This is a genomic window from Candidatus Kosakonia sp. 282A-S69, assembly GCF_029433855.1.
Lineage (GTDB): Bacteria > Pseudomonadota > Gammaproteobacteria > Enterobacterales > Enterobacteriaceae > Kosakonia > Kosakonia cowanii_A.
This window is the reverse complement of record NZ_JAROAU010000003.1, coordinates 2,813,775-2,834,744: the sequence shown is the minus strand read 5'-3', so window position 1 is coordinate 2,834,744 and position 20,970 is coordinate 2,813,775. Positions and strand designations below refer to the sequence as shown.

Genomic DNA, 20,970 nt, shown 5'->3' with positions numbered 1-20,970 from the left:
CACTGTTCTGACCTCTCCCGGAGCCGCTATGCCGTACCGCGCCAACCCTTTTTTCACCAGCGCCCGCGGGCGGCTGCTCTTTTTCAATGTGCTGGTGGTGTCGGTAACCTTAATGGTCTGCGCCGTGGCGGTGCTCGGCTTTCGCCATGCCAGCCAGTTGCAGGAGCAGGTGCAGCAGCAGACGCTGGATGATATGACCGCCAGCATGAACCTCGCGCGCGATACCGCAAGCGTCGCCACCGCCGCGGTGCGCTTATCGCAGGTGGTTGGCGCGCAGGAGTACAAAGGGGAGGCGGAACGGCTGAAAGCGACGCAAAGCGCGCTGCAACGCTCACTCAGGCAGTTGGCTAACGCGCCGCTGGCGCGGCTCGAACCGCAGCTGGTGGCGCAGATCACCCGCCGCAGCCAGGCGCTACAGCAGAGCGTCACGGAGATGCTGCAACGCGGGCAGCGCCGCCACCTTGAGCGCAACGCGCTGCTCAGCTCCCTCTACCAGAATCAGAGCTATTTACGCCATTTGCAGACCATCGCCGCGCGCGACGGGCTGAACACGCCCGATCCGCGCCTGCTCAGTGAGATGGACAGGCTGCTTATCGCCGCCATCCAGACGCCGTCACCGCGCGCCACGCTGGCGCAGCTGGCGGAGATTGTCGGTCAGCTTCCGGCGCGGGCGGGCGATCCGCTGCTCGATTTTATCCTCCCCGATTTTCAGGCTGAGCTTAACAAGCTGATGCCGCTCGCGGGCCAGCTGGAGGAGAGCGATCTGGCGATCACCTGGTCGATGTTTCATATCAAAGCGCTGGGCGCGCTGCTCAACAACGATATCAATCAGTATGTGGCAGAAGTGGCGCAGGCCTCCGAACAGCGTACCGCCCAGAGCCACCAGGAGATGCGATCCATCAGTATCTTTATCAGCCTGTTTGCGCTGCTGGCGCTGGCGATCACCGCCTGCGCCGGGTGGTACATCTACCGCAATCTGGGCTCCAACCTGACCGCCATTTCGCGTGCTATGACGCGGCTGGCGTGTGGTGAATCGAATGTTTCGGTGCCTGCGCTACAACGGCGCGACGAGTTAGGCGAGCTGGCGCGCGCCTTTAACGTCTTTGCCCGCAATACCGCTTCGCTTGAGCACACCTCAACGCTTCTGAAGGAGAAAAGCACGCAGCTGGAGACCACCTTTCATGCCATGCGCGACGGCTTTGCGCTGTTTGATAACCAGGGCTGCCTGGTGGTGTGGAATCCGCAATACCCGCTGCTTTTGGGGTTGGATGAGGAGCCGCTGCGGCGCGGGCAGCACTACCACAGCCTGCTGCGCCAGGTAAGCGATCTTCCCGGCCATGTGCAGGAGAACCTGGCGCGCCCGCTGCCGTTAACCCAGGAGTTGCGGCTGGCAGATAACCGCACCATTGAGCTGCGCTTCAGCCCGGTACCGGGGCGCGGCATGGTTAACGTGGTGCTGGATCGCACCGAGCGCAAAGGGCTGGAGGAGGCGCTGCTGCACAGCCAGAAGATGAAAGCGGTTGGCCAACTTACCGGCGGGCTGGCGCACGATTTTAATAACCTGCTGGCGGTGATTATCGGCAGCCTGGAGCTGGCCGCAACCGATTCGCCTGACGCGGCGCGCATTTCGCGCGCGCTGAAAGCCGCCGAGCGCGGCGCGCTGCTCACCCAGCGGCTGCTGGCCTTTTCACGCAAGCAGTCGCTGCATCCGCACGCGGTAGAGATGCAGGCGCTGCTGGAGAACCTCGATGAGCTGCTGCGCCACTCGCTGCCCTCGACGTTAACCCTTGAGATCGAAGCGCAGCAGGCCGCCTGGCCGGCGTGGATCGATGTTGGTCAACTGGAGAACGCCATCATTAACCTGGTGATGAACGCCCGCGATGCGATGGAGGGGAAAACCGGCGTTATCAAGGTGCGCACCTGGAACCAGCGCGTCACCCGCACCGACGGACGCAGGCAGGATATGGTCGCACTGGAGGTGATCGACAGCGGCTGCGGCATGTCGCAGGAGGTCAAAGCGCGGGTCTTTGAACCCTTCTTCACTACCAAACCGACCGGCAGCGGCAGCGGGTTGGGCTTATCGATGGTTTACGGCTTTGTGCGCCAGTCCGGCGGACGGGTGGAGATTGAGAGTAATCCAGGGCAGGGCACCACGGTGCGTTTACAGCTACCGCGCGCAACCCTGGCGGCGGTGAGCAGCGCCGAGCCCGCCAGCGATGCGCGCCCTGTACGTGGCGACACGCTGATTCTGGTGCTGGAGGATGAAGCCGACGTGCGCCAGACCCTATGCGAACAGCTTCATCAGCTGGGCTACCTGACGCTGGAGGCGGACAATGGCGACGCGGCGTTACAGATGCTTGCCGCTTCCACGGAGATTGGCGCGCTGATCAGCGACTTAATGCTGCCGGGGCGCTTAAGCGGCGCGGAGGTGATCGCCGCCGCTCGCCAGCACGCGCCGGATCTGCCGATGCTGCTGATAAGCGGGCAGGATCTGCGCCCTGACCACAACCCGGCGCTGCCGGAGGTCGAACTGCTACGCAAGCCCTTCACCCGTGCACAGCTGGCGCAGGCGCTGCAACGCATCGCGGTGTGAGGTGACGGTGCTCACAGGGTGATAAAAAGCTGGCTTGTCGGGACGCCTGGCGCCCGCTAGATTATTCGCCGTAAGGATAGTGACTCCCTCACGGCTAAACCTGAAACCCACGCACTGGTGATCAACCTCTGCGCTGAGTTTCAGGTTTTTTTGTTTTTGTCGGTCATAAAAAAGGAAAAGGACGTAACAATGAAAAAAGGGGTTATCGCGTTTCTGCTGCTGCTGAGCATCGGCTCACTGCAGGCGCAAGAGGTAAAGGTGACGCTCATTCATACCGGGGATACGCATGGCCGGGGGATGAGCGAGTCGGGTATCGGCTACGGCAAAATGAGCGCGTATGTGAAAGCATTGCGGAAACAGGACGCCAATGTGCTGTTTGTTGACGTGGGTGATGCGGTAAGCGGCGTGGCGGTGAGCGATCTGACGCGGGGAGAAAGCAACGTGCGCGCCATGAACACCATGGGCTACGACGCTTTTACGCCGGGCAATGCGGACTTTATTTTTGGCGGCCCGGAGCTGCTTTCGCTACGCGATAAAGCCCGCTTCCCGTTTGTCTCCGCCAACCTCTACCATCACGACAAACTCACCTTTCGCCCCTATGTGATGAAGAGAGTGGCGGGGCTGAATATTGCTATCATCGGCGTGTCGCCGCTCAATGCGATGGTGGCCACCAGCGACAGCAAACTGGCCGGTTTTTCCGTCAGCGATCCGATTCAGGCGGTGCGCAAGAGGGTGGCGCAGGTGAAGGGGAAGAGCGATCTGATTATTGTGCTGGCGCATCTCGGGAAAACCGACCCGGCGGTGAATATCACGAAGCTTGTGGAGGCGGTGCCGGAGATCGATGTGCTGGTGGATGGTCACGATCATATTGCCGTGCAGGGCGGTAAGCAGATGGGCAACACGGTGATGGTTAACGCCGGGCAGTATGGCGACTACCTCGGTCATCTGACCCTGCGCGTAAAAGATAAAAAGATCGTCGCATGGAGTGAAAAGCTGCTGGATGTGACCAGCTTAACGGCGCTAAAAGCAGATAGTGAAACCGAGTCCTGCATTGAGCAAGCCCGTGCCGCAAGCGCACAGAGGCTTAATAACGTGGTGATGGCGCTCCCCTTTACCCTCAACGGCCAGCGTGAGCGGGTGCGCTCCGGGCAGACCAACCTTGGCAGCCTGCTGGCCGATGCCGAGCGGGAGCACGCCAATGCTGATATCGCCTTTACCGTCGGCGCGTTTCTGCGCGACAGTATTCCGGCCGGGCCGGTGACCTATGGCGAGGTGCTGAATGCGCTGCCGTTTCGCCTGCCGCTGGTGACGCGGGAGATGAGCGGCGAGCAGATCAAAGCGTTCATTGAGCACAACTATGCGCAGCAGAACATTATTTCCGGGGCTTATGCTCACGTCAGCGGCCTGCGTTTCAGCGTCGATTTCACCCGTCCCGCCGGAGATCGCATGATCTCCATCGAGGTTAATGGTCAACCGCTGGTGCGGGATAAAATCTATCGCGTGGCGTGTAATGAGCAGGTGAGTGATTTTGGCATTCGCGACATCGCCATCCGCGACCGTTACGATGTGCCGATGGCGACGCTGCTGATGGAGTATGTGAATAAGCACGCGCCGCTGATCTCACCCGCGCCGCGTGTGCAGTTTATCCACCCGGCGGGGTAACGTTTAGCGCTTATGCAGGGACGCGCAGCCCTAGCCGTTCGGGAACAATATCTTCCAGCATGGCGACCAGCTGCGGGTCCATAAAGGCGTAGTGATTCGGGATATTGAGCACATGCACCGGCTTATGCTGCACCAGACGGGTAAAGTCGGTCAGCAGCCGCTCTTTGTGCTCCTCTTCCATCACGCAGATGACATCAGCCCAGGAGAGAATGGCGGGGGAGACGGTTTTTTTTGCCTGGCGTTGGGTGCCGGCGGAGCGGGCATTGAGCCCGGGATAGCGGCGAAACAGCTGCTCAGCGGTGGGGCTGCGCCATTGGTTCCGGCTACAAATAAAAAGCACATTCATGCAAGTCGATACTCATCAAGCCGCGCTGAGCGCACTATGTCGTGTCATACGCGGGTATTAAGACCCGGTTGCGTTATTTTGTGGCAACCCTCTGGTGCGAGTCTGTCCGCTTCATCCTACAAACGACCACATACTTGCTGCTTTCCGCCCTGGTGTCACCGGGCGTTGCGGGAGGCAATATAGCCACAATGGTCAGTCTAATCCAGCACAATCCGCAGGCCATCATAACCCGCTTCAATCCCCGTCGGCAGCGGGTTTTTCACCCTCCCTTGATCAAGGGCATATCTCATATGCGTTAGGATAAGTCTTGCAGTGCCGCGCACCGGGTTTACGGTCACTCTCACCCCATCAACACACTTCCACCAGGATGGTTCGCGGGATAGCCAACATGCGTTCGCCGCAGGTGAGGATCACATCGATTCCACTCGGAAACGAGTGTGGACGATCCGTTAACTCATCGGTGATGCACTCCGGCAGTAGCGGGGCGATCATGCGCTCCTCCTGAATGCCGGGACCGGTGAGGCGCAGCATCCGCCCGCCGCTGAGCGCGGGTAATTGTAAAATTAGCGTTGCGCTACTCTCTGCGTTTAATGGCTGATCTACCGGCAAGGCGCTGAGCTGCTGATGATTGAGGGAGCTGTCGGCAATGGCGAAGAGCGCCTGTTGCGGAGTATCCAGCAGCGGTGCCTGGGTGTGAAGGCGCAGGTTCTGACGCAGCAGATCGTTACCCAGCGCGTTTGCGATCCATAGCGGCGTGTCGCTGTTTGCTAATGCCAGCAGTACGCTGGTGGTCGCCGGGTTAAGCGGTGGCCAGCTCTGCTTCAGTTGCGGCAGGGCGACAATCACTCCCGGCTCGCTCAGGGCTTTTAACAGGCGACGAAAGGTGTGCTGAGCGTCGTGAACCGCCGACGCGAAGGCGGGTTGTAGTGTCATGCGTTCTCTCCGCGCACCGGAACAGAGGCCTCGACCCGGCCGGTATGGCGCGTAGGGGTATCAACCTGCATTCAGTGCTCCATCGTAAATTCGATCATGTCGGCGCGATTGAGGCTGACGGAGTACTCCGTTGCGTTGATCTCACCGTCACGGTGGTTAAGGGTGCGCACGCAGAGCAGCGGCGCCATATTGGGGATCTCCAGCCAGCGGCTCTCTTTCACCTGCGCCCGGCGGGCGCTGATGCGCGTTTGCGTGCGCTTCAGTTCAAGACCGGCGCGATCGCGCAGAAAATCATGCAGTGACCCGCTGTCAAACTGTTGCAGCAGCGGCCAGAGCTGGCGGTCTGCAAAGTAGTGATCGATAAGGCAAAGTGCGACGCCGTTCACCCGGCGGCGGGTGCGCAGATGAATGACGTTATCGCCTTCGGTCATACCGAGCGCATCGGCGACATGGCCGGAGGCCGGACGCAATACCGCCAGCAGACGTTCGCTGGTGGGATGGCTCCCCTGATCGAGCAGGTTCTGGCTAAAGCGCGCCTGCGCATTGAGCGGGTAGTCGAACGGGCGCATCAGTACCAACACGCCAACGCCCTGGCGGCGCTGCACCCAGCCCTTCTCGACCAGTTGGTCGATGGCGCGACGCAGAGTGTGGCGGTTCACCTGGAAACGCGCGGCCAGCTGCTGCTCAGCAGGCAGCCAGTCACCGCAGTGATAGTGGGTGCGCAGCTCCTGCTCCAGTTTGGCGGCGATCTCCTGGTAACGTGTTGGGAAGCTGGTCGGATGTCTGGATAAGTGGAGAGTCATCATTTCCCCGCTGGCTCAGTTAATGTGGCTCTATGGTGCCGGGGGAATGTTGCAGTTGGGTTATGTATTGATTGCGGTGGGATGAAAAAGAAAAAGGAGCCGCGATCGGCTCCCTGCTTCGGTCGTGTGCCAGGCGGTAAACACCGTCGGCGAATCATCAATTCTTTTTAACGAATTCCGATTTCAGTTTCATTGGCCCGAAGCCATCGATTTTGCAATCGATATTATGGTCGCCTTCTACCAGGCGAATATTCTTCACTTTCGTGCCGATCTTCAACATTGAAGAACTGCCTTTTACTTTCAAGTCTTTAATTACGGTCACGCTGTCACCGTCGGCTAACAGATTACCATTTGCATCTTTGACGATTAATTCATCGCTCGCTGACGCAGGTTCGGCATCGTTCCACTCATGGGCGCATTCCGGGCAAACGAACATGCCATTATCTTCATAGGTGTATTCGGAATTACATTTTGGGCAGTGGGGAAGTTGCATAGGGGTTACCTCAAACAAGAGCAGAGAGAGCCGGATCTTTACCGGCACAAAAGGCGCAGTGCCTGAAAGGGCGCGATTATACAGCAAAACCGTACAATTGCCGTTGTTATTATTTTTTTATCACCGAGATAAAAAGACAACGCCCGTGACACCCTCTGTCATTCGCTTAAGCGATGCTTATCTCCTCACATCATTGAGAATCTACTTATGTGTGATAATTAGATTATTTGCCGGTTGAAATTGCCAGCATTTACTAATTCAGATATGGTGGCTGTTAGCATCCGGTGTTATTTGTAACCAGGCTGTCATACCTGTTAAATGCGCCATTCCCGGCCAATAATTACCTCTCACAACGGGTGGGTAAATCAATGATGATATATCCTGGCTATTCATAAAAATGCGCTAAGCTCTAACGCTTTGGTTTTTAAGGACCAAAGTACTATTGTTGTTCCTTTTTACGGGAAATTTTTTATTTTCCCGATTGCCATCAGGTGCTTATCTTTTCGAAGATATTTTCTACACGTAATTATAAAAGCCGAAACTTCACTAATAAAACTTCACGGCTAAATAAAACAAAGAAAATTTGCGTTAAGGAAAGACTTTTGACATGCACACACAAACAATTTTCGAATTAAGTCAGGAAGCAGAACGGCTGTTACAACTCTCATTGCATAATCTGCTGGCACTGAAAAAAACGCCGCCCGCCACGCTTGATGAGTTAAATATCAGCGGCGCGGCGGAAAATAATAACGTGATGCCGCTGCACTTCAGCACCCGTAGCGTTGAGGCGCAAGAGGCAACCTTACAGAACGAACTGCGTAAAATTACCCGGCTGGAGATGGTGCTTGCGATTGTCGGGACCATGAAAGCGGGCAAGTCGACCACCATTAACGCCATTGTCGGCACGGAAGTGTTGCCGAACCGCAACCGCCCGATGACGGCGCTGCCGACGCTGATTCGCCATACGCCCGGCCAGAAAGAGCCCGTGCTCCATTTCTCCCACGTCGGCCCGATCGATGCCCTCGCGCAGCAGTTGCAGACGCGGCTGTTTAATTACGATCGCGGCAAGCTGGCGCAGAAGATTGAGATCGATCGCGATATGGACGCGCTGCTGGCGCGCATTGCGCAGGGCGATGCGTTTGATAAGCACTATCTCGGCGCGCAGCCGATCTTCCACTGCCTGAAAAGCCTCAATGACCTGGTGCGCCTGTCGAAAGCACTGGGCGTCGATTTTCCCTTCGCGGCCTACGCGGCAATTGAACATATTCCGGTTATCGAAGTGGAGTTTGTCCATCTGGCGGGGCTGGAGAGCAACCTCGGTCAGCTGACTCTGCTCGACACCCCCGGGCCGAACGAAGCCGGACAGCCACATTTACAGAAGATGCTCAGTGAGCAACTCGCACGCGCCTCGGCAGTGCTGGCAGTGATGGATTACACCCAGCTGAAATCGATCTCAGATGAAGAGGTGCGCCACGCAATTTCAGCCGTGGGCCGCTCGGTCCCGCTCTATGCGCTGGTGAATAAGTTCGACCAGAAAGACCGCAACAGTGACGATGAGCACCAGGTACGCGCGCTCATCTCCGGCACCTTAATGAAGGGCAATATCACATCGACGCAGATCTTTCCGGTCTCGTCGATGTGGGGCTACCTGGCGAACCGCGCCCGCCACGAGTTGCAGAAGAAGGGGCGTTTGCCCGACCCGAATGAACAGCCGTGGGTGCAGGACTTTGCCGAAGCGGCGCTCGGCCGCCGCTGGCGCATGGCGGATCTGGATGATATTGAACATATTCGTCACGCCGCCGAGCTGCTGTGGCAGGATTCACTGTTTGAGCTGCCGATCCGCAACTTGCTGCACGCGGCCCATGCCAATGCCTCGCTCTATGCGCTGCGATCTGCGTCGCATAAACTCCTCAACTACACCCAGAGTGCGCGGGAGTACCTCGATTTCCGCTATCAGGGTCTGACCGTCGCCTATGAGCAGCTGGAGCAGAATATCGCCCGGCTGGAGGAGGATATGACCCTGCTGCGCAGCAGCCAGGCGCGGGTGCGTGATGAAGTCGATCATGAAGTGGAAGAGGCACTCGCGGCAGCGGAGATCTTTATTAACGGCCAGCAGTTTGAAATTGTCGAAGCGATCGATGCCTGGTTTCATGATGGTCAGCTGATGGCGATGGCCAGCGAGAGCCAGGCGGATTTACGCCTTGATGAACGCTTAAGCCCCGGCCAGCTGGTGCTGGACGATGAGGGTCAGGCGCAGATCGCGCTAAGTAAAATGCGCTCCGCCTGCGAGACGATTCTGCTGGCGGCGCAGGAGCGCATCAGCCGTGAACTGGCGCTGCGCTTTGATGAGCTGGAGAGCACGCTGACGCGCTCATTGAACGACGCCATGCGCCCGATCGAAACGCGCATCAAAGCGGAGCTGAGCCATGCCGGTTTTCGCGCCCGCATCTCTTTTCCCGCTTTTCAGCCGAGCACGCTCAACTTCAATGCCCGCACGCTGTTTAATAACGTCATCGCGCCGGAAGAGAGCAGCGCCGCGCAGGCCAGCCGTATTGGCGGCGTGCGTGAAACGGTCTCGCGCTGGCTCAATAATCCCAACTGGGGCTGGGACGACTACGTGGCGACGCGCACCCGCTATGTGATCGATCTCGGCACGCTACATCAGAAGCTGACCGCCCATGTGGCGAACTTCTGCGAGCAGATCCGCAAAGCGTTAAGCGCGCAGGTTGATGTCTCCGTCACCGCCGGGATGGCGACCTTTTTTGCCGAGTTCTCCCAGAGCCTTTCCGGGTTGCAGGAGAGCCTGCGCGAGAGCATGGCGATCCGGCAGCAGAATGAATCCTCGGTGATCGCGCTGCGTCGCCATTTGCAGCACTGCATCAGGACGGTGCACTGGATCCATGAGGACGCGCGGTTGTTACGTGACGATATCCAGACGCTCTTCGCGGTGGAGCAAGCATGAAAAATCGACTGCTCGACGGCCCTGGCCGGGTGCTGGAATCCATTCATCCAAAATTTATTGTCGATCTGGTGCAGGGCATCGACGCGTCGCGTCAGATGACGATTGCGCCACAGCAGCAGATTTTCCGTGAGCGGCTGGCACAGGAGATCATGGCCCAGACGCAGCTGCGCCCGTGGGCGATCTCCGGCAAGCTTGAGGAGAATGACGCCCTGCGGCTCGGGCTGGCGGAAAAACTGGCGAGCATGCTCGATCCCGGTTATCTGGCGCTGACGCGTATTACGCAGCGGCTGAAGGCGATGCAACACGCCGAGCGGCGTCCAGGCAGCGTCACGCCCGGTGCGCAGCAGCAGTACGATGTGTTGCTTGAGCACTTTAGCCAGCGTGCGGCATTTAAGGAGAAAGCGCTTACGCAGCGCGGTCTGGCGGTGCAGGCGGGCCACCACAGTGAACAAGTTTTTAGCCACTGGCGGGCGGGAAGCTACAACGGCTGGTCGATGGCCGGACGCTGCTACGTCGCGCTGGAGGAGCTGCGCTGGGGGGCGTTTGGCGATGCCTGCCGGCTGGCAAATGAGGATGTGGCGACACTGCTGAAAGATAACCTGCGGGTGATGGCGGCAGAGTCTCTGGCGCAGGGCATCGATGCATCGCAGGGAACGCGCCACTTCTATCATCAATGGCTGGCCGCGCCATCAACGCCAGGCGTGATGGAGTATAAAGATCTGCTCGGCTGGCTGGGGGACTGGTGTGATGCGGAGCGTCATCCGATCTGCTGGTCGGTGACGCAGAGCTGGCAGCCCGTCGCGCTGGGGATGCCGAGACTCTGCTCGGCAGCCCGCCTGGCGTCGGCGATGGTCGATGAGATCTTCGACGACGTTTAGTGGCTCGTCGGTTCGGCTCGCGTAGCCATCTCTTCCGGCGTCGGCACATTGCCGAAGCGTCGTGCATAGAGCGCGGTGATAATCGGCACCAGGATGGCGGTGACAATCACGCTCGCGGCGACCAGCGCAGTGGCTGATGCGGCAACCGGTTCAAAGGCCGGGTTTATCTGGGCGATGATCACCGGGTTAGCGACCGCCGCACCCGCCGCGGAAGAGGCCGCCACGCCTGCTGTACCATTCCCGCCGCCAATCAAACGGTCAGCCAGGATCAGCGGAATACCGGTGATGATAATCACCGCCACGCCGAGGAAAATCCCCAGCAGCCCGGTCTCCATAATCACTTTCAGGTTGATGGTGTTACCCAGCGCGAAGCCGAAGAAGGGGATCAGCACTGGCGTCGCTTTGCTGAAGAAGGCGCGCAGATCGTGATCGAGGTTGCCGAGGGCAAAGCCGATCAGGAACGGTAGCACCGCGCCGACAAAGTGGTGCGGTTCAAACGAGGCGAGGCCAGCGGAGCCGAGGATCACCATCGTCATCAGCGGGCCAGACTCCAGCGACATCAGGACAAATGCCCCCGACTCCTCTTTACTGCCGTACTGATTCATCAGGCTGGCATACAGACCGCCGTTGGTCATATCCATAGCCGAGACAATCGCCAGTACCGACAGCCCGGCGAAAAAGCCGGTCTGAATGCCAGTATCGGGAATAAATGAAGCGGCAATCATCGCCACCAGCCAGGCGACAGCAATTTTTGTCAGCACCAGCGTGCCCGATTTGCGCAGCACCGTACCGGTCGCGCGCAGATCAATCGAGGCGCCAATACAGAAAAACCACACCGCCAGAATCGGTACCGTTCCGCTAATCATGCCTTTGGTGAAGGAACCAAAATAGGCGCCGGTATCGGGCGCCAGGGTATTAAGAATGGCACCTAACAGCAGCGGAACTAACATCATCCCGCCAGGAATACGTTCAATCGTGGCCTTAATTTTCATACTTACTCCTCACGGCTCGTCATTCAGATGAACGAGGAAGCTAAAAAATGAATCATTCGATGTTTCAGAGAGTTAAATCATTCAGAAGCCAGCGCATTGACGATGGGCGGCCTGAGAGACCTCATCCACAATGATGAGTTAGCCCTTAACGCTGCTATTAGTGGGGCTATCATGAGGCGATTGGAATATCTATTCAATAAGAATGAAACGGCGTTTTAGTTAAGCCGATCACATAATTCGCGTAAAGATTTACCGATGTTTCTTTATTTATTTTCGATGTAAATGGGTTGTAAAAAGGTGGGTCAAAAGCAGATCATTCTTTTTTGGAAGGGAGGCAAAAAGTGCGGTAAAAACGGTGGTTGATGATTACCGGTTACAACTATGTGAATTTGATCACATTTATAAACCCTGATAGGGTAATTCGCTCATTCACTGCCCAACAGGCGTCAACAGGTTCGGTTGTACAGGCTTTGACCAGTTAGTGTAAGTAAACCTGCTACGCTTGAAAGAATGGCCGCAAGGCCGATAAAAAACGCCTGCCATGGATGGGTAAACGGGCGATACAGGGCGAGAGTCTTAAGAGGAAAACAGAGATGTTAAAAAGGAAAAAAATCAAACCGATAACGCTTCGCGACGTCACGATTATTGACGACGCGAAACTGCGTAAAGCCATTACCGCCGCGTCGTTAGGTAACGCGATGGAGTGGTTCGATTTCGGTGTTTATGGCTTTGTGGCCTACGCACTTGGCAAAGTGTTCTTCCCCGATGCAGATCCCAGCGTGCAGATGATAGCCGCGCTCGGGACCTTCTCCGTTCCGTTCCTGATTCGTCCACTCGGCGGCCTCTTCTTCGGCATGCTGGGGGATAAATATGGACGCCAAAAAATCCTCGCGATCACCATTGTGATCATGTCCGTCAGTACCTTCGCTATCGGGTTGATACCCTCGTATGAGTCGATCGGTATCTGGGCACCGATCCTGCTGCTGTTATGTAAAATGGCGCAGGGCTTCTCCGTCGGCGGCGAGTATACCGGCGCGTCGATCTTCGTCGCCGAGTACTCCCCGGACCGTAAGCGCGGCTTTATGGGTAGCTGGCTGGACTTCGGCTCCATCGCCGGGTTTGTCCTCGGTGCGGGCGTGGTGGTGCTGCTGTCGACGATTGTCGGCGAGCAGAACTTCCTTGACTGGGGCTGGCGTATTCCGTTCTTCCTGGCACTGCCGCTGGGCCTGATTGGCCTCTACCTGCGTCATGCACTGGAAGAGACCCCGGCGTTCCAGCAGCATGTCGATAAGCTTGAGCAGGGCGATCGCGAAGGGCTGCAGGAAGGGCCGCGCGTCTCCTTTAAAGAGATTGCCAGCAAACACTGGCGCAGCCTGCTGACCTGTATTGGTCTGGTGATCTCCACGAACGTCACCTACTACATGCTGCTGACCTACATGCCGAGCTACCTGTCGCATAACCTGCACTACTCGGAAGATCATGGGGTGCTGATTATCATCGCCATCATGATCGGTATGCTGTTTGTGCAGCCGGTGATGGGTCTGCTGAGTGACCGCTTTGGTCGCCGTCCGTTTGTGCTGATCGGCAGTATCGCACTGCTGGCGCTGGCGATTCCGGCGTTCAGCATGATCAACAGCAATGTCACCGGCATGATCTTCGCGGGCCTGCTGCTGCTGGCGGTGATCCTTAACTGCTTCACCGGCGTAATGGCTTCCACGCTGCCGGCGATGTTCCCGACGCATATTCGTTATAGCGCGCTCGCCAGCGCCTTTAACATCTCCATTCTGATTGCGGGCCTGACGCCAACGCTGGCCGCGTGGCTGGTGGAGACCTCGAATAATCTGATGATGCCGGCGTACTACCTGATGGTGATCGCGGTGGTTGGCCTGATTACCGGCCTGACGATGAAAGAGACGGCGAACCTGCCGCTGAAAGGGGCAACCCCGGCAGCGTCGGATATGCAGGAAGCGCGTGAGATCCTGCAGGAGCATCACGACAACATCGAACAGAAAATCGAAGACCTGGATGAAGAGATTGCCCAGTTGCAGGAGAAACGCTCCCGCCTGGTGCAGCAGCATCCGAAGATTGACGAGTAACTCAACAAAACCCGGACGGCGCTGCCCTCCGGGTTTTTTTAACACCCTGCCGCAATATAATCCCCGTTCGCACTCACCGGGATCACCGTTAAAAACAGCACCAGCGCAAAGAGCATCAGCGCCACGCCGCCCGCGATTTTAAGCCCCGGAACCAGCCAGCGTAAGCGACCTGGCTCAGTGCCAAAAAAGGCCGCCGTGCGGTTACGCGCATAGCGCACCGCCAGCGACAGCCCCATGATCGAAAGCGCCGTGCCGAAGGCCATGGTCATCACCGCCGCCATGCCCCACGTGACAATGCCGAGTGCGTTCGAGAAGAGCAAAATCATAATGGCCCCGCTGCAGGGCCGCGCGCCAATCGCCAGGATTACCCCCAGCCGGGTTTTCCAGTCGCCCTGCGTCGACACGCCCACACCGTGATGACCGCAGCCGCACTGCGCGTCATGAACATGCCTCAGGGAGCGGATACGCAGCGCGCGCGGTTGCAGGCTCTTCACCGCGCGCCAGATGATATAAGCGCCAAAGCCGCCAATCAGCACGGCGCTGACTTTCTCGACATACCAGCGGCTTTCGCTGAGATCGCCCGAGGCGAGGTTGAACCCGACTGCAAGAATAAACACGAAGAGGATCGCGCTGACGCCCTGCATCAGGCTGCCGAGCAGCGGAACCATGCGCGCGGCGGTCTCGCTCTCTTTATTGGTGCTGAGATAGGTGGCGACAATAAATTTGCCGTGCCCCGGCCCGATGGCGTGCAGCACGCCGTAAAAGAATGCGCCGGTCAGCAGCCATAGCCCACCGCTGTACTGATGATTATTGAGTTGCAGCAGATACATCACCAGGTAGCGATGCAGGGTGATTTGCGCCGCCAGGCACCACTGCAAAAAAGCGCCCCAGTGCGCGTGCAGCGCAAAAGCAGCGGCCAGCCCTGCCGCCAGCAGCGTAAGCGCCGCCGGCAGACGCCAGTCGCGGGTGAGAAGTTGCGTTGTCATAGGCGTTCAGCAATTAAGAAGGGATAGCCCGCAGTATAGGTGTCGTGAGTTGCGGGCTCCAGTCCGGAAGCAGAGATTGAGCGGGCGTGTGTGCCAGCGTCCTGCATAACCGCTTATCGTGCGCCGATCAGTAATGCACCAGCCCGCCATCCACCGCGTACTGGCTGCCGGTGACGTATGACGCATCATCCGAGAGCAAAAAGAGCGCGACGGCAGCGGCTTCCTGCGCAGTGCCGGCGCGTCTGAGCGGCACCTGGCTTACCACAAAATCCTCGAACTGCTGGCGCGACTCTTCGGGCATAAAGTGCCTGAAGTTGGTCTCGATCTGCCCCGGCACCAGCGTGTTGGCGCGAATGTCGCGCGGCGCCAGCGCGCTGGCCCAGCTTTTGACCATGGCGACGACAGCGCCTTTGGTGGCGGCATAAAGGCTGGTCATCGCCGCGCCCTCGTAGACGGAAGAGGAGGCGGTAACCAGCACCGATGCGCCGGAATTTAATATGTCAGAAAGTGCTGCCAACTGGAGCATCGGGCCGCGTACGTTGGCATTCATCATGCGGTTAAAGCTCTCGGCGGTGACCGCTTCCGGTGCGCCGACTTCGGCATAACCGGCGTTCAGCCACAGGCCGTCGAGCGATCCCCACTGCCTCATTGCCGTCGCCAGCGTCTCGATATCCGCTTCGCTGGCGGCATCGCTTTTCAGGATCAGCGATGAGGCGGGCAGCAGCTTGCGGGCCTCTGCCAGGCGCGTTTCATTCAGCCCGGTGATTGCAACCTCGCCACCCTCGCTGACGATGCGCTGCGCGCCCGCCAGCCCTATCCCGCTGGTGCCGCCAGTGATCAGCACGCGTTTGCCTTCAAATCTGCTCATTAATAGCTCCCTGTTGGTTCCTGAAATAGAGGTCTACCTTACGCAACCGCGCCAGCCGTTTCGAGACAAAAAAGGGTAGTTCCATTTTTGCGGTGAATGGCTGTATAAAAAATCAGAACATCAATTATGGATCACGACACGATGAGCAGAGAGCGCTACCACCTGTCGATTGCCCTGTTTGTGCTGCTATTGCGCAAAGATGACCTCCTGATGCTTAGGCGATCGCAGACCGGCTGGATGGATGGGTGTTATAGCCTGCCCGCTGGTGGCCTTGAGTTGGGTGAAACCCTTGCGGCCGCTGCCGCCAGAGAGTTACGGGAGGAAACCGGTGTTAAAGCGTCCGCTGGTGATATGCAGCTGGCGCATACCATGCATGTGTGGTCAGAAGATCGCTCCTGGCTGGGGCACTATTTTATCTGCCGCCAGTGGCACGGTACGCCTTCCCTCGCCGAGCCGGAAAAACACAGTGAGATGGGCTGGCACAACCTTGCGGCCTTGCCGGAGCAGACCATTCCTTATGTGCGCCAGGCGCTGGAGGCTATCAACGCCGGGCAACTTTACTCGGAGTATGGCTGGGAGGGCCGGCAATAGCGCCCGGGGCCTACTCCTGCTGCTGCTCATGCTGGCGTCGGCGGGAGCGGCAGATATCAGCATGGTTTTCATCCGCCCACTGAATAAGTTTCTGCATCGGTTCCAGAAACGATCTCCCCAGCGCCGTTAAAGTGTACTCCACGCGCGGCGGCACTTCCGCATAGACGGTGCGGCTGATGTAACCGTCTGTTTCAAGACGCTTTAGCGTGCGGGAGAGCATCTGGCGTGAGATATCGCCAATTTCCCGGTTCAGTTCATTAAAACGCAGCGTGCGTTCCGCCAGCGCTTCCAGAATCAGCAAGCTCCACTGATCGCCAATTTGATTAAGCACATCGCGGATCGGGCAGGGCTGCCCAAATTCAGCGATATCATTCTGCTCATTGTCGCTCATTCGTCATCTCTCTTTTGCCGCTAATAGTCATCTTCATGTGACTAAGTACCTGTATTTTGACCTCTTGTTGAGGTTTTGCGGGCGATGTACCATCCGCGCTCTTTACGGTCTATTTTTGTGACCAAAGGTAATGTACTAAAAGAGAGCATAATGAAAAAGTTTATTAGCAGTGCGGTGTTAACGGCAGTTCTGATCGCTTCTGGCAGCGCTGTAGCTGCCCCTGCGGCAAATGCGCGCAATGTGGCGACAGAAGAGGCTAACCGACAGCGGGTGGTTGATTTTTATGACAAATTCTTCAACCGCCACGAGGTAAAAGAGGCCGCGAAGGTGGTTGATGAGCATTACCGCCAGCACAACCCCGATGTACCGGACGGCAAAGCACCGTTTGTGAATTACTTCACCGGTTTCTTCAAAGAGAACCCGCACTCTGCCGCGCGGATTGTGCGTAGCGCCGCCGACGGCGATTTAGTCTGGTTACAGGTTCACTCAACCAATGACAGTAAAGATCGCGGCCAGGCGGTGATGGATATCTTCCGTGTGAGCAACGGGAAAATTGTTGAACACTGGGACATCATTCAGGCGGTGCCGGAGAAGTCCGCTAACGCTAATACAATGTTCTGAAGAACGATCCCGGCTGAGTGCAAACGAGGGCTGGGCGAGAGCATCCCTTTTGCGAGGCAAATTCCGGAATAACGCTTTGTTTTGCAGGAAGAAGTAAAACCGCTTGTCGGCTTTGGGCATCAGCGCTATTTTTCTCCGGCACCTGCAAAATCAGGTGCCGGGATTGGTCTCCTGAAACCCTTACTGTCGACATATGACGCGTATTGCGTCTTCTTTATGTCGCGCGTACGGTTACGCCTCAATGGCGGGCCGGGCGGGGGCGTCGCAAGACGCGCCGGTGTCCAGTAAGGCCGGTAAGACCAACTCCGTCCGGTCCGCCGCCATAAGATTGGTCTTTTGGGTGGTGGCTCACATTTCACTTACTGGAGGCTGCCCTTATGGCTACGACCCCTACCCAGACTCATCCATCCCCCAAAACCGAACGCCGCTACACCGTCGGCTATGCCCCCAATCAGGGCGATACCAGCACGCCTTGCCTCAACCTGAGTGGCAAATGGCTGAAAGAGGCCGGATTTACCACCGGCAAAGGCGTCACCGTGAAAATCGCCGGAGGCTGCATTGTGCTGATCCCTGATAACGACAACGAGCATGCCCTGCGGCAAGAGTTAAAGCAGATGAAGCAGGCGGTAAAAGCGGTGAAAGAAGGGGTGTTGAGCGCGCTTTGAGTCTGCAATTAAGTGGACACCAACACCACTGTTTTAGGGAGTTAATATCCACTTAATAAATAACGATGCCGAGTACGCCGCGCGTTTCTTCACCGTCCCGCTATTTCCGTAACGGGTTGCCGTATCGCTTAAGGTAAATCTTACCCAGTTTTTCTGATGCATAGTCATTTAAATGACCGACATCGCGATAGAGCGGAATGCCTTCGAGCTCGGTATAGCATTTGCCGTTTTGGCACTGCACATCTTTCGGATCAACCACTATCAGCGAAGGATACTTGCGCTGTAACGCGGCAAATAACTGATCCGTCCAATTATTTATTACAGGCGCTGGGGCAGGGTTGCATGAACCGGGTGAATAGGCTTTTCTGGTTTTGAAGTGTTCATAGAAGCATGTCAGATAATTATCCGGCATAACAAACATGGATTTGACCAGGACGGGTTTTGCGCCACTTTGAATGATAATTTGTATTGCTGCGTCCAGGGAGTCAGAGATAACCTTAATGGATTCTGCAGGACTCAGTTGATCCTTCAGGTTATTTCTCACGTTAAAAAAGGCGTAGTTTTCCCAAACTTCAGAAATAATAACGAATTTATATTTGTGCTGCTGAATGGCAGCATAATACTGCTCAACATTTTCCCTGCACACCTTATAAAAATCGCCTTTGTAGGTGTACATATCTGCGTGATAAATATTCGGGATTGCCAGGCAAAGGGAGGTTGCCTTCATGTCGACGGCGATCTGGGCGTTTTTACCCATCACATCAAAGAAATTCCAGTATTGATTTGAATGCGAATCACCCATCAGAAGGGCTTTTTGGTCAGAGGATTTATCACCGACAACACAGGCCATATCCGTTCCGCTGACATTTTCGTTCATACAATCCTGGCGTTGCTCTAATTTTGTAGACTTCAATACGTCATTAATGTGGCTTAAGTCGTTACCGAAGCGTAAATGACTAAAAGTGTCGTGACGTTTACTGAGAGGGATAAATGAAATTACCAGTAACAGAGGCAACAGAACTAATAAAACGAGAGACTTTTTCAGGGAAAAACGAGGTGTTCGGAAAGGTTTTTCGATGAAGTAATAGCATCCGGTGGCGAGGACGAATGCCAGACATAAACCCATTAAACGTGAGGTCAGGGAGGTGATGCCAACATAATGCATCGCGGCGAATATAGGCCAATGAAAAAGATACAAGGAGTAAGAGAGTTTTCCCGTCCAGACGAGCGGCCCGTATGAGAGCGCGCTGTTTACCAGATTACGCTCTTTATTTCCGGCAATGATAATAGCAGCAGTACTGAGACAAACTACAAGCGTATATCCGTTAGGATAACCGGGAGTGATTTCTTTCGTCAGCGCAATAAGTAAAATCGCTAAGAATGCAATGGCTGTCAAAATAGTTAACGAGATTTTACTCGCTTTGTGAGCGTGCGGGATGATAAAGCAGGCGCTCATGCCAATGAGAAATTCAAATATTCTCGAGGCAAAAAAGTAATAAGTCTTCGTTGGCTGGTTGTATATGTAGTGCCAGGTGACACCAAAGGTTAACAGAATAAGCACCAGGCACAGAATAAGCTGTTTTTTATGGTTGAGCTTTTTACTCAGGAAATAGTAGATTGCCGGGAAAAAGAGATACCATTGCCACTCAACAGCGAGTGACCATGTATGCAGCAACAGCATTGCGTTAGAATCGGGCGCTGCATAGGCTGATGTCACATCGCTAAAATAGCGATTCGCTACAAAAAACAAAGATTTCTGCAAGCTTTTCAGGAACGCACTGTAATCTTCTGGCAGATAAAACAGTGATGCAATGATGAATGAGAATGCCAGCATGGCAAGCATCGCAGGCTGTAGGCGCCAGATTCTGCGTAGATAGAACTCAGAGAAGCTAAAGCTTTTTGTTTCGAGTTTATTCTTAATAATAGAAGCGATAAGAAAACCCGAAATGACAAAAAATATATCGACGCCAATAAACCCGGACGGGAAAAGAGTAAACCCGGCATGGAAAAAGAGAACGAGCAGCACCGCTATTGCTCTCAGGCCATCTATGTCAGAACGATAAAGCATATATCCCACTATTTTTTTATGTTGTTTTTAAAAGTTATAACAAGCTACGCGATCCGTATGGCCATTGAAATTATGCAACAGGCCACGTTTGATACTGGCGCACTATATCAAGATGTTACGTTTTGTCCTATGCGCTTTGCTGGCGAGAGAGTGGAGTAGGGACTCACCGCGTTAACTCAGGAAGGTTACAGGCTGGCATAAATGGGTTTCCTGACACGGGCGAGGCTACGCTGCACATCACTGGGGAACAATGTCTGCGCGGGCTCTCCCAATTTCGCGTCTGGTTTTCAGCCAAACCCTGTGCGAAAATCCATTTTTCTGAACCTGTGACAGGACGCACTTCATGTCAGAATCCGCTCCGCCCTGCCTGTTTACTGAAGGCCAGGTCACCCTTCCTGAAGGCTATCAGGACCGCACCGTTAATGTATTCACGCCGCCCGGCGCGGATGCACCGGCGCTCAATATCTCCCGCGACACGCTAAACCCCGGCGAAACGCTGACGGCCTATATTGACCGCCAGATGGCGCTGATGGCGAAACATCTCAAGGGCTGGAAAACGGGCGAACGCGCTGAGGCCGTGCTTGGCGACAACCTGGTAACCGGCGAAATCATCCATGCCAGCTACCTGCGTGACGGTAAACGCACCTTTCAGCAGCAGGCGGTGTTTAACCCGTCCGCTGACCATATTCTGGTATTCACGATGTCCGCCGTGCGGGCGTTAAACGACGCCGATCATGCGCTGCTTCTTTCCGTTCTCAAAAGTTTCCGTTTCCACGCTTAACAGGGATTGTTGTTATGTTTGAAGCCGCGCGTGTCGGTGATGATATAGGCCACTCCGGCGCGCTGGCCGGGATGATCCTTGGCACCCTTGTCGGCGGCGCGATTGCGGCGCTGGGCGGCATCGCCGCCGGTGCGCTGATGGTCGCAGGCATCGGTGCCTCCTGTTTTGGCATCGGTGTGCTGCTTATCGGCGCCAGCCTCGCCGTCGGTTTTCTCGCCGGGGAGGTGGCGACCGGCGTGCG

Annotated in this window: 18 protein-coding genes and 1 pseudogene; 10 read left to right on the top strand and 9 right to left on the bottom strand. The window is 56.3% G+C overall.

Annotated features, from left to right (window positions below; genetic code table 11):
• Positions 1-28: 28 nt before the first annotated feature.
• Together PU683_RS18830 and PU683_RS18825 are read left to right on the top strand one after the other, a co-directional pair.
• Positions 29-2,593 carry an ATP-binding protein gene (locus PU683_RS18830; protein WP_277174062.1) on the top strand — a complete coding sequence of 855 codons (2,565 nt, stop codon included), beginning with the start codon at positions 29-31 and terminating at the stop codon, positions 2,591-2,593.
• Between the two features lie 189 nt (positions 2,594-2,782).
• Positions 2,783-4,255 (top strand): bifunctional metallophosphatase/5'-nucleotidase, encoded by a 1,473-nt coding sequence (locus PU683_RS18825; RefSeq protein ID WP_277174060.1) that lies wholly within the window; start codon positions 2,783-2,785, stop codon positions 4,253-4,255.
• Between the two features lie 10 nt (positions 4,256-4,265).
• Here PU683_RS18825 and PU683_RS18820 read toward each other — a convergent pair whose 3' ends face one another.
• The 4 genes from PU683_RS18820 to PU683_RS18805 form a co-directional block, all read right to left on the bottom strand.
• Positions 4,266-4,601, bottom strand: coding sequence for a low molecular weight protein tyrosine phosphatase family protein (locus PU683_RS18820; RefSeq protein ID WP_277174058.1), 336 nt, complete (start codon positions 4,599-4,601; stop codon positions 4,266-4,268).
• A 348-nt stretch (positions 4,602-4,949) separates the two neighbouring features.
• Positions 4,950-5,534, bottom strand: a complete 585-nt coding sequence (phnH, locus tag PU683_RS18815; protein ID WP_277174057.1) for a phosphonate C-P lyase system protein PhnH — start codon at positions 5,532-5,534, stop codon at positions 4,950-4,952.
• Positions 5,535-5,605: 71 nt separating this feature from the next.
• Positions 5,606-6,337 carry a phosphonate metabolism transcriptional regulator PhnF gene (gene phnF, locus PU683_RS18810; protein WP_277174334.1) on the bottom strand — a complete coding sequence of 244 codons (732 nt, stop codon included), beginning with the start codon at positions 6,335-6,337 and terminating at the stop codon, positions 5,606-5,608.
• A gap of 157 nt (positions 6,338-6,494) precedes the next feature.
• On the bottom strand, positions 6,495-6,830 hold the full coding sequence (locus tag PU683_RS18805; protein WP_187800950.1) for a zinc ribbon domain-containing protein YjdM: 336 nt from the start codon (positions 6,828-6,830) through the stop codon (positions 6,495-6,497).
• A gap of 607 nt (positions 6,831-7,437) precedes the next feature.
• Between PU683_RS18805 and crfC the strand changes: the two genes are divergently transcribed.
• Both crfC and PU683_RS18795 read left to right on the top strand, forming a co-directional pair.
• On the top strand, positions 7,438-9,792 hold the full coding sequence (crfC, locus tag PU683_RS18800; protein WP_277174055.1) for a clamp-binding protein CrfC: 2,355 nt from the start codon (positions 7,438-7,440) through the stop codon (positions 9,790-9,792).
• Positions 9,789-10,670, top strand: coding sequence for a diguanylate cyclase regulator RdcB family protein (locus PU683_RS18795; protein WP_277174053.1), 882 nt, complete (start codon positions 9,789-9,791; stop codon positions 10,668-10,670). Before crfC ends, PU683_RS18795 begins: the two co-directional genes overlap by 4 nt.
• Here the strand turns inward: PU683_RS18795 and kdgT are convergent.
• Entirely contained in the window at positions 10,667-11,662 is a 996-nt protein-coding gene (kdgT, locus tag PU683_RS18790) for a 2-keto-3-deoxygluconate transporter (RefSeq protein ID WP_277174051.1), read from the bottom strand. The two genes, PU683_RS18795 and kdgT, sit on opposite strands and share 4 nt — an antisense overlap.
• Positions 11,663-12,255: 593 nt before the next feature.
• On the opposite strand from kdgT, the gene proP reads away from it, so the two are divergent.
• On the top strand, positions 12,256-13,758 hold the full coding sequence (proP, locus tag PU683_RS18785; RefSeq protein WP_277174049.1) for a glycine betaine/L-proline transporter ProP: 1,503 nt from the start codon (positions 12,256-12,258) through the stop codon (positions 13,756-13,758).
• 38 nt (positions 13,759-13,796) lie between these two features.
• On the opposite strand, the gene PU683_RS18780 is transcribed toward proP, so the two are convergent.
• Both PU683_RS18780 and PU683_RS18775 read right to left on the bottom strand, forming a co-directional pair.
• On the bottom strand, positions 13,797-14,744 hold the full coding sequence (locus tag PU683_RS18780; RefSeq protein ID WP_277174047.1) for a nickel/cobalt transporter: 948 nt from the start codon (positions 14,742-14,744) through the stop codon (positions 13,797-13,799).
• A 127-nt stretch (positions 14,745-14,871) separates the two neighbouring features.
• Positions 14,872-15,612 (bottom strand): SDR family oxidoreductase, encoded by a 741-nt coding sequence (locus PU683_RS18775; RefSeq protein WP_277174045.1) that lies wholly within the window; start codon positions 15,610-15,612, stop codon positions 14,872-14,874.
• A gap of 126 nt (positions 15,613-15,738) precedes the next feature.
• On the opposite strand from PU683_RS18775, the gene PU683_RS18770 reads away from it, so the two are divergent.
• Positions 15,739-16,203 (top strand): NUDIX hydrolase, encoded by a 465-nt coding sequence (locus PU683_RS18770; protein ID WP_277174044.1) that lies wholly within the window; start codon positions 15,739-15,741, stop codon positions 16,201-16,203.
• 10 nt (positions 16,204-16,213) lie between these two features.
• Here PU683_RS18770 and PU683_RS18765 read toward each other — a convergent pair whose 3' ends face one another.
• Positions 16,214-16,594 (bottom strand): winged helix-turn-helix transcriptional regulator, encoded by a 381-nt coding sequence (locus PU683_RS18765; RefSeq protein ID WP_277174042.1) that lies wholly within the window; start codon positions 16,592-16,594, stop codon positions 16,214-16,216.
• Positions 16,595-16,744: 150 nt separating this feature from the next.
• Between PU683_RS18765 and PU683_RS18760 the strand changes: the two genes are divergently transcribed.
• Both PU683_RS18760 and PU683_RS18755 read left to right on the top strand, forming a co-directional pair.
• A complete protein-coding gene (locus PU683_RS18760) occupies positions 16,745-17,215 on the top strand; it encodes a nuclear transport factor 2 family protein (RefSeq protein WP_277174040.1) in 471 nt (156 codons plus the stop codon).
• A gap of 377 nt (positions 17,216-17,592) precedes the next feature.
• Positions 17,593-17,880: a SymE family type I addiction module toxin gene (locus PU683_RS18755; RefSeq protein ID WP_277174039.1), complete on the top strand. Its 288-nt coding sequence runs from the start codon at positions 17,593-17,595 to the stop codon at positions 17,878-17,880.
• Positions 17,881-17,980: 100 nt separating this feature from the next.
• Here the strand turns inward: PU683_RS18755 and PU683_RS18750 are convergent, their stop codons facing one another.
• Entirely contained in the window at positions 17,981-19,948 is a 1,968-nt protein-coding gene (locus tag PU683_RS18750; RefSeq protein WP_277174037.1) for an acyltransferase family protein, read from the bottom strand.
• Between the two features lie 343 nt (positions 19,949-20,291).
• On the opposite strand from PU683_RS18750, the gene PU683_RS18745 reads away from it, so the two are divergent.
• The gene (locus tag PU683_RS18745) at positions 20,292-20,729 is read left to right on the top strand and encodes a DUF1795 domain-containing protein (protein ID WP_277174035.1); all 438 of its coding nucleotides are present in this window, start codon (positions 20,292-20,294) and stop codon (positions 20,727-20,729) included.
• Between the two features lie 14 nt (positions 20,730-20,743).
• Positions 20,744-20,970: pseudogene (locus tag PU683_RS18740) on the top strand (hypothetical protein); the annotation flags it as partial.

Coding starts and splice junctions, on each gene's coding strand:
- PU683_RS18795 (WP_277174053.1), top strand. CDS start 9,789: ATGAAAAATCGACTGCTCGACGGCCCTGGCCGGGTGCTGGAATCCATT.
- PU683_RS18755 (WP_277174039.1), top strand. CDS start 17,593: ATGGCTACGACCCCTACCCAGACTCATCCATCCCCCAAAACCGAACGC.
- crfC (WP_277174055.1), top strand. CDS start 7,438: ATGCACACACAAACAATTTTCGAATTAAGTCAGGAAGCAGAACGGCTG.
- PU683_RS18760 (WP_277174040.1), top strand. CDS start 16,745: ATGAAAAAGTTTATTAGCAGTGCGGTGTTAACGGCAGTTCTGATCGCT.
- PU683_RS18825 (WP_277174060.1), top strand. CDS start 2,783: ATGAAAAAAGGGGTTATCGCGTTTCTGCTGCTGCTGAGCATCGGCTCA.
- PU683_RS18775 (WP_277174045.1), bottom strand. CDS start 15,612: ATGAGCAGATTTGAAGGCAAACGCGTGCTGATCACTGGCGGCACCAGC.
- PU683_RS18820 (WP_277174058.1), bottom strand. CDS start 4,601: ATGAATGTGCTTTTTATTTGTAGCCGGAACCAATGGCGCAGCCCCACC.
- phnF (WP_277174334.1), bottom strand. CDS start 6,337: ATGACTCTCCACTTATCCAGACATCCGACCAGCTTCCCAACACGTTAC.
- PU683_RS18750 (WP_277174037.1), bottom strand. CDS start 19,948: ATGCTTTATCGTTCTGACATAGATGGCCTGAGAGCAATAGCGGTGCTG.
- PU683_RS18830 (WP_277174062.1), top strand. CDS start 29: ATGCCGTACCGCGCCAACCCTTTTTTCACCAGCGCCCGCGGGCGGCTG.
- PU683_RS18765 (WP_277174042.1), bottom strand. CDS start 16,594: ATGAGCGACAATGAGCAGAATGATATCGCTGAATTTGGGCAGCCCTGC.
- PU683_RS18780 (WP_277174047.1), bottom strand. CDS start 14,744: ATGACAACGCAACTTCTCACCCGCGACTGGCGTCTGCCGGCGGCGCTT.
- proP (WP_277174049.1), top strand. CDS start 12,256: ATGTTAAAAAGGAAAAAAATCAAACCGATAACGCTTCGCGACGTCACG.
- phnH (WP_277174057.1), bottom strand. CDS start 5,534: ATGACACTACAACCCGCCTTCGCGTCGGCGGTTCACGACGCTCAGCAC.
- PU683_RS18745 (WP_277174035.1), top strand. CDS start 20,292: ATGTCAGAATCCGCTCCGCCCTGCCTGTTTACTGAAGGCCAGGTCACC.
- PU683_RS18805 (WP_187800950.1), bottom strand. CDS start 6,830: ATGCAACTTCCCCACTGCCCAAAATGTAATTCCGAATACACCTATGAA.
- kdgT (WP_277174051.1), bottom strand. CDS start 11,662: ATGAAAATTAAGGCCACGATTGAACGTATTCCTGGCGGGATGATGTTA.
- PU683_RS18770 (WP_277174044.1), top strand. CDS start 15,739: ATGGATCACGACACGATGAGCAGAGAGCGCTACCACCTGTCGATTGCC.